The sequence below is a fragment of the Bradyrhizobium sp. P2_E8 genome, assembly GCF_056403875.1.
The window spans coordinates 1-7,306 of sequence record NZ_JBFUES010000321.1 but is presented as its reverse complement, the minus strand read 5'-3'; the positions used below and the strand labels follow the sequence as shown (position 1 = coordinate 7,306).

Here is a 7,306-nt window from a genome sequence, read left to right as displayed (position 1 = left end):
ATCCGGACCCGGCGGGCCGCGCTAGCGAAAAGTGTGTAGCGGTTCTCCGATAAGATCAGGTGCAAGAGACAAGAGCGAAGTAGAGACGAGACAATGAACATCAACAAATCTGCCACTCCTCCGCTTGCGCCCGAGCTGATCGAACAATTCCGCAAGATCGTCGGCGACCGCCATGCGATCACGGATGCGGCCGACATCGAGGCTTACGTCACCGAGGAGCGCAACCTGTTCCACGGCCGCTCGCCGCTAGTGCTGCGTCCGGGATCGACCGCGGAAGTCTCCGCGATCTGCAAGCTCGCTTCCGCGCACCGAATCGCGCTGGTGCCGCAGGGCGGCAACACCGGGCTCGTCGGCGGCCAGACCCCGCACAATGGCGAGGTAGTGGTGTCGCTGCGGCGGCTCGACAAGATCCGCGAGGTCGACACCGCCTCCAACACCATGACCTGCGAGGCCGGCGTGGTGCTGCAGATCGCGCAGCAGAAGGCCGCCGACGTGGACCGGCTGTTTCCGCTCTCGCTCGGCGCCGAAGGCAGCTGCACCATCGGCGGCAATCTCTCGACCAATGCCGGCGGCACCGCCGCGCTCGCCTATGGCGTCGCGCGCGAGATGGCGCTGGGGCTGGAAGTCGTGCTCGCCGACGGGCGCGTGCTCAACGTGCTGTCGAAGCTGAAGAAGGACAACACCGGCTACAATCTGCACAACCTCTTCATCGGCGCCGAAGGCACGCTCGGCATCATCACGGCGGCGACGTTGAAGCTCTTCCCCAAGCCACGGGCGGTCGAGACGGCGTTCGTCGGGCTGAAGTCGCCGGCCGCGGCGCTGAAGCTGCTGACGATCGCGCAGGGCGAAGCCGCGAACGCGCTGACGAGCTTCGAGCTGCTGTCGGAGATGGCGGTCGACTTCTCGGTCCGCCACGGCATCGACGTGCGCGATCCGCTGGAAGCAAAACATCCCTGGTACGTGCTGATGGAATTGTCCTCCCCCGGCGAGGATGCCCGCACGCCGCTGGAGGCGATCCTGACCCGCGCCATGGAGGACGAGATCGTCGACGACGCGGTGATCGCGGCCAACCTCACCCAGCGCAACGGCTTCTGGAAGCTGCGCGAGGAGATGTCGTCGGCGCAGAAGCCGGAGGGCGGCTCGATCAAGCATGACATCTCCGTTCCCGTCGCCGCCGTGCCCGCCTTCATCGACGAAGCCAATGCCGCGGTCGTGAAGCTGATCCCCGGCGCGCGGCCGGTGCCGTTCGGCCATCTCGGCGACGGCAATCTGCACTACAATGTCAGCGAGCCCATCGGCGCCAACACCGCGGATTACCTGGCGCGCTGGCACGAGATGAATGCGGTGGTGTTCGAGATCGTGCTGCGCATGGGCGGCTCGATCTCCGCCGAGCACGGCATCGGCGTGCTCAAGCGCGACGAGCTGCCCGAGGTGAAGGACAAGACCGCGATCGAGCTGATGCGGTCGATCAAGGCGATGCTCGACCCGCTCGGCATCATGAATCCGGGGAAGGTACTGTGAGCATGTCCCTCACGATCGACGCGATCAGCGACGCCGACGTCGAACCGGTCGTCGCGCTGTGGCAGCGCTGCGGCCTGACGCGCCCCTGGAATGACCCGCATGCCGACATCGCGCTGGCGCGGCGGCGCGACAACTCGACCGTGCTGGTCGGCCGCGATGGCAGCGCGATCGTCGCCACCGTCATGGTCGGCCATGACGGCCACCGCGGCTGGGTCTATTACGTCGCCGTCGATCCTGAAGGCCGCAAGCGCGGTTTTGGCCGGGTGATCATGGCGGCGGCCGAGGACTGGCTGCGCCAGGCGGGCATCGCCAAGCTCCAGCTCCTGGTTCGCCGCGAGAACGCGCAGGCCAATGCGTTCTACCAGTCGCTGGGCTTCGAGGAATCCACCTCGGTGATGTTCCAGAAGTGGCTCGACGGCCGCGGGCAGCCCCGTTAGTTCTCACCCGGAAAACAGCAATGACCATTTCCGACCGCGTCCGCATCAAGGACGTCCGCGTGCTCTCCGACAACTGGACCATCCTGAAGAACACGACGTTCGAATACCGGCGCGCCAATGGCGAGTGGCAGACGCAGCACCGGGAAACCTATGAACGCGACAACGCCGCCGCCGTGCTGCCTTATAATCGCGCACGGCGCACCGTGATCCTGGTGCGCCAGTTCCGCCTGCCGGCGTTCATCCGCGGCTACGACGATCTCCTGATCGAGGCGGCCGCCGGCGTGCTCGACGATGCCTCTCCCGAGGTGCGCATCCGCGCCGAGGCCGAGGAGGAAACCGGGTATCGCCTGCACCACGTCCACAAGGTGTTCGAGGCCTTCATGAGCCCCGGCGCCATCACCGAAAAACTGCATTTCTTCGTCGCCGAATACGAGCCGGAGATGCGCGTCAGCGACGGCGGGGGCCTCGAGCATGAGGGCGAGGACATCGAGGTGCTGGAGCTTTCCATCGACGAGGCGCTGGCGATGATCGCGGACGGACGGATCATCGACGCCAAGGCGATCATGCTGCTGCAATACGCGGCGCTGCATGTGTTCAGGTAGCTGACGCTCTTCACCCTTCCCTGGAGAGGGAGGGTAATCGCATATGACTTTTTGGCAGGGCCGGAGCGCGCGCCTCGTCCTTCGAGATGACCGCTCCGCGGTCTCCTCAGGATGAGGCTAAGCGGAATCTTTGCCGGTCGAAAATTGCTGCTGCGCCCTCCGTCCTCATCCTGAGGGCCCGCCAAAGGCGGGCGTCTCGAAGGATGAGCCGCAGAGCAACGGCCTTAAATGCGATCGCCCTGCCCTGAGGGGAAGGGTAAGCGGCACCATCAACGCCGCACCATCCTCATCTGCAATTCTGGCCTGCGCCGCCCCTCCCCCGTTGAGCTCACCGCCGACTATCTCTAGTCTGCCTCTCAACAAGAACCAGGAGACGCGCCCATGTCCGCTTCGCGCGACGACGAATTCGGCTTTGCGCCCGACTACGATGCTCCCGTCCCCTATATGCAGCGCACCCGGGACTATTACGCCGCAATCGGCTACACCACGCCGTACCGCTGGGCGCATCACACCGAGGCACCGTTCCAGCCGCTGAAGAAGCAGCTTTCGCAATCGCGCGTCACCATCATCACCACGGCTGCGCCGTTCGATCCGACCAAGGGCGACCAGGGGCCGGGCGCGGTGTATAACGGCAGCGCGAAATTCTACCAGGTCTACGACGGCGACACCGCCGAGCAGCACGATTTGCGCATCTCGCATATCGGCTACGACCGCAAGCACACCTCGGCGACCGACAGCGGAACCTGGTTTCCGCTGCCGCAGCTCCTGAAGGCATCGGCCGCGGGCCGGATTGGCGAGGTGGCTCCGCGCTTCTTCGGCGCGCCGACCAATCGCAGCCATCGCGTCACCCTCGACACCGATGCGCCGGAGATTCTGGCGCGCTGTCTTGCCGACAAGGTCGATGCCGCGGTGCTGGTGCCGAACTGCCCGGTCTGCCACCAGACCACCGCGCTGGTGGCGCGGCACCTGGAGCGGAACGGCATTCCGACCGTGATCATGGGCTGCGCCAAGGACATCATCGAGCACGCCGCCGTGCCGCGCTTCCTGTTCTCCGACTTCCCGCTCGGCAATTCCGCCGGCAAGCCGCACGACGTCACCTCGCAGGCGCAGTCGCTCGAGCTGGCGCTTCGGCTGCTCGAGACCGCGAGCGGCCCGCAGACGACGATGCAGTCGCCGCTGCGCTGGAGCGAGGATGCCTCCTGGAAGCTCGACTACAACAATGTCGCGCAGCTCTCGCCGGAAGAGCTGGCGCGCCGCCGCGCCGAGTTCGACAAGCAGAAGGAGATCGCGCGCGGCAACCGCGCCGCCTGACGTCCCCCGACAACCAAAACAAAAAGGGAGAGCGACGTGACGCGACCGTTCGAGGGCGTGAAGATCCTGGATTTCACGCAAGTGCTGGCCGGCCCCTATGCGAGCTACCAGCTCGCGCTCCTGGGTGCCGAAATCATCAAGGTCGAGCGGCGCGAGGGCGAGGACATGCGCCGCACGCCGCTCAGCCGCGAATGGGCCGAGCGCGGGCTGGCGCCGGCGTTCCAGGCCATCAACGGCAACAAGCGCAGCCTGACGCTGGATTTGCAGAAGCCCGATGCGATCGCCATCGTGAAGAAGCTCGCCGCCCGGGTCGACGTCGTCATGGAAAACTTCCGCCCGGGCGTGATGGACAAGCTCGGCATCGGCTACGAGGCGCTGTCCGCGATCAGTCCAAAGCTGATCTATTGCGCCGTATCAGGCTTCGGCCAGACCGGCCCGGACCGTTTACGGCCCGGCTATGACGGCAAGATGCAGGCGCTGTCGGGCATCATGGCGATCACGGGCCACCCCGAGACGGGACCGACGCGCGCGGGCTTTGCGGTCTGCGACGTGCTCTCGGGCGCCACGGCTGCGTTCGGCGTATCGAGCGCGCTGTACCAGCGCGACCGCACCGGCAAGGGGCAGTTCGTCGACGTCTCCATGCTGGAGGCGACGATGGCATTTCTGTCAGGACAGATCGCGGACTGGTCGGTCGCGGGCCATCGCCAGCAGCTGTCAGGCAACCAGGCCGTGAGCCGCCGGACCACGGCGAATTTGTTCAAATGCGGCGACGGCCACATCCTGCTCGCCGTCAACAACGAGAAGCAGTACCGCGCGCTGATGAGCGCGCTCGGCCGCGAGGATACGCTGTCCGATCCGCGCTTTGCCGACTGGTTCGCGCGCAACGAGAACGAGCCTGCGCTGCGCGCCATCATCGAGGCGGCCCTCGCGGCAAGGCCGGCGCGCGAGTGGGAGACGATTCTGGAAGACGCCGGCGCGCCCTGCGCCAGCATCTGGAAGGTCGAGGAGGTGATCGATCATCCGCAGATCAAGGCGCGCGGTGCGATCCAGGAGCTGGATACGCCCTACGGCCGCCTGCGCTTTGCCGGCAGCGGATTCAAGCTCGCGCATGGCGGCGGCAAGCTGGACCGGATGGCACCGGAGCTGGGCGCGGATACGGATGCAGTGCTGGGAGAGCTGGGGTTCGATGCGGCGGAGATTGCGGCGTTGAGGGCAAGGGAGATTGTGTGAGGGCTGGAGCTACAAACTGCCCTGTCGTCCCGGCGAAAGCCGGGACCCATAGCCACCGAATTCATTTTGGCGAAGATTGCCCACGACCATCTCGCGCCACAACTTCTCCCTGGGGGTATGGGTCCCGGCCTTCGCTGGGACGACAGCGGAATTTGAGGCTGCAGTCGAATTTCGATCACATCTAAAACAGCGACCCCTGCCCGTCATCCGCCGATCCCGCCGCAGCCTTCCGCACCGCGCGCTTCGGCTTCGACGCCTCCACCTCCGCCTCGATCTCCTCCGCGCTGATCGGCAAGGGCAGCTGATCGTCGTCATTGGCGACGCGGTTGACGCGGGTGGAGACCGGGTGCCAGGCGAATTCGCCGATGCGCGGGGCGGCCATCAGCGGCAGGATCGCGTCGACCTCGTCGCCCCTTATGTCGAGCCAGCGCTCGAAATCACCCGGGCTGATGGTGACGGGCACGCGGTCATGCAGCGTCGCAAGGTCCTCGCCCGCCGCCGCCGTGACGATCGCGACCGTATCGAGCTCCTCGCCGTTCGGCCCGGCCCAGGTCTCGAACACCGCGGCAAAGCCGAGCGGCGCGCCGTCGGCCCGATGGATGAAGAACGGCTGCTTGCGGCCATCCACCGCCTTCCACTCGTAGTACCCGTCAGCCGGGATCAGGCCGCGCCGCCGGCGAATCGCGCGTTTGAAGGCGGGCTTCTCCAGCACCGTCTCCGAGCGGGCATTGATCAGGAGCGTAAACCCCTTGGGGTCCTTGACCCAGCCGGGCAGCAGCCCCCAGCGCATCAGGCGGAAATGGCGCGCGCCGTTCTCGACCAATACGACCGGAATCGGTTGTGTCGGGGCGACATTGTACCGGGGCGGGAAATTCGGCTGCTCGACATAGCCGAAGAGTTGCCGCAAAGCCGCGGGGGCCGAAGTTATGACGAAGCGTCCACACATCGTTGGGTATCTATATAGGGTCCGTTCAGGTCCTTTTAACCCCGAACGTTAACACTGCGGCGGATGAGCTCAATGGCCTCCCAACCCGCGCGGGCGCATGTACAGACGGGCCCCGAGGCTGCGGCCTGGGCCGAACGGCTGCGCGTGGCCAACATCAACCCGCGGACCGGGCTTGCCACCGACTATCTCAACCATTTCAATGAAGCCGTGATGCTGCTCGAAATGGTGCCGGACATGCCGGAATGCGCCGAAGACTTTCTGACCTGGTCGCCGCTGTCCTATGCGGAGCATTTCACGGCGTCGAACTTCAAGGCGCGCGACCTCGCCATCGAAGCCTATGAGAAGGCCGATCCCAACGTGCGCGCGCAGTTCGACCACATCACCGACACCATGACCTCGATCCTGACCGCGGTCGGCTCGGCCATGCGCGAGGTCGAGAAGGACACGACCCGCGTCCGCCTGGCCGAGCAGGCCACCCTCTGGGTCAAGCCGCTGATCGCCGCCTGCGGCGGCATCATCAATGGCGGGGCGGAAGCCGACGTCGACACCATCATGTCGAACTGAGCCAGGTCCTTTAAGAACCAGGTCCTCTAAGAAGTCCTTTAAGAACCAGGTCCTCTAAGAAGATGTCCGCAGTCGTCCAGCCCCAGCGTCCCCAGATCGCGGTCAGCGCGGCGATTTTTCGTGACGGCAAGGTACTTCTGACCCGCCGCGCCCGCTCGCCCGCCAAGGGGTTCTATTCGCTGCCCGGCGGCCGGGTCGAGTTCGGCGAATCGCTGCACCAGGCCCTGGTGCGCGAGGTGGATGAGGAAACCGGGCTTACAATCGAGATCATCGGCCTTGCCGGCTGGCGCGAGGTGCTGCCGGCGACGGCCGGCGCCGGCCATTACCTGATCATGTCCTTTGCCGCCCGCTGGGCGGCCCGGGAGCCGGTTTTGAACGACGAGCTCGACGACTACCGCTGGATCGCCCCGGATGCCCTGGCGAGCCTCGGCGATCTCAAGCTGACCGGGGGGCTGGAGGAGGTCATCCAGTCCGCCGCGCGCCTGATCGGACACTGACCCCCGCCTTGCGCCCGCCGCCCTGAGGGGGCATACACCCGCCGATGTCCACGCGATTTCTGGCCATTTTCGCCCTGATTCTCGCCTGCGCCTCCGTGCCCACGAGGGCCCAGGACGTGGCGGCGCCGTTTGACGCCGATTTGCAGCGGCTGGCGGAGATCCTCGGCGGCCTGCACTACTTGCGCGGCATCTGCGGGT

Annotated in this window: 9 protein-coding genes; 8 read left to right on the top strand and 1 reads right to left on the bottom strand. The window is 66.0% G+C overall.

The annotated features are described in order from the left end of the window. The first annotated feature begins 93 nt into the window (after positions 1-93). The 5 genes from AC1D00_RS19000 (at position 94) to AC1D00_RS18980 (ending at position 5,101) form a co-directional block, all read left to right on the top strand. Complete coding sequence (locus AC1D00_RS19000; protein ID WP_477011713.1) at positions 94-1,521, top strand: FAD-binding oxidoreductase; 1,428 nt, start codon at positions 94-96, stop codon at positions 1,519-1,521. A gap of 2 nt (positions 1,522-1,523) precedes the next feature. After that, positions 1,524-1,958, top strand: coding sequence for a GNAT family acetyltransferase (locus AC1D00_RS18995; RefSeq protein WP_404559171.1), 435 nt, complete (start codon positions 1,524-1,526; stop codon positions 1,956-1,958). A gap of 20 nt (positions 1,959-1,978) precedes the next feature. Then, on the top strand, positions 1,979-2,560 hold the full coding sequence (locus tag AC1D00_RS18990; RefSeq protein WP_404558454.1) for an NUDIX hydrolase: 582 nt from the start codon (positions 1,979-1,981) through the stop codon (positions 2,558-2,560). A 381-nt stretch (positions 2,561-2,941) separates the two neighbouring features. Beyond that, positions 2,942-3,871, top strand: coding sequence for a glycine/sarcosine/betaine reductase selenoprotein B family protein (locus AC1D00_RS18985; protein ID WP_135179109.1), 930 nt, complete (start codon positions 2,942-2,944; stop codon positions 3,869-3,871). 36 nt (positions 3,872-3,907) lie between these two features. Then, the gene (locus tag AC1D00_RS18980; RefSeq protein ID WP_477011712.1) at positions 3,908-5,101 is read left to right on the top strand and encodes a CaiB/BaiF CoA transferase family protein; all 1,194 of its coding nucleotides are present in this window, start codon (positions 3,908-3,910) and stop codon (positions 5,099-5,101) included. A gap of 181 nt (positions 5,102-5,282) precedes the next feature. On the opposite strand, the gene AC1D00_RS18975 is transcribed toward AC1D00_RS18980, so the two are convergent. Further along, positions 5,283-6,047 (bottom strand): SOS response-associated peptidase, encoded by a 765-nt coding sequence (locus AC1D00_RS18975; protein ID WP_404558457.1) that lies wholly within the window; start codon positions 6,045-6,047, stop codon positions 5,283-5,285. A 63-nt stretch (positions 6,048-6,110) separates the two neighbouring features. Here AC1D00_RS18975 and AC1D00_RS18970 point away from each other — a divergent pair, with 63 nt between their 5' ends. The 3 genes from AC1D00_RS18970 to AC1D00_RS18960 all read left to right on the top strand — a co-directional run. Then, entirely contained in the window at positions 6,111-6,611 is a 501-nt protein-coding gene (locus AC1D00_RS18970; RefSeq protein ID WP_027543584.1) for a hypothetical protein, read from the top strand. A gap of 62 nt (positions 6,612-6,673) precedes the next feature. Continuing rightward, a complete protein-coding gene (locus AC1D00_RS18965; RefSeq protein WP_477011711.1) occupies positions 6,674-7,108 on the top strand; it encodes an NUDIX hydrolase in 435 nt (144 codons plus the stop codon). A 44-nt stretch (positions 7,109-7,152) separates the two neighbouring features. After that, positions 7,153-7,306, top strand: a 154-nt coding sequence (locus tag AC1D00_RS18960) for a TIGR02301 family protein (RefSeq protein WP_477011714.1), incomplete at its 3' end; no start/stop codon positions are given.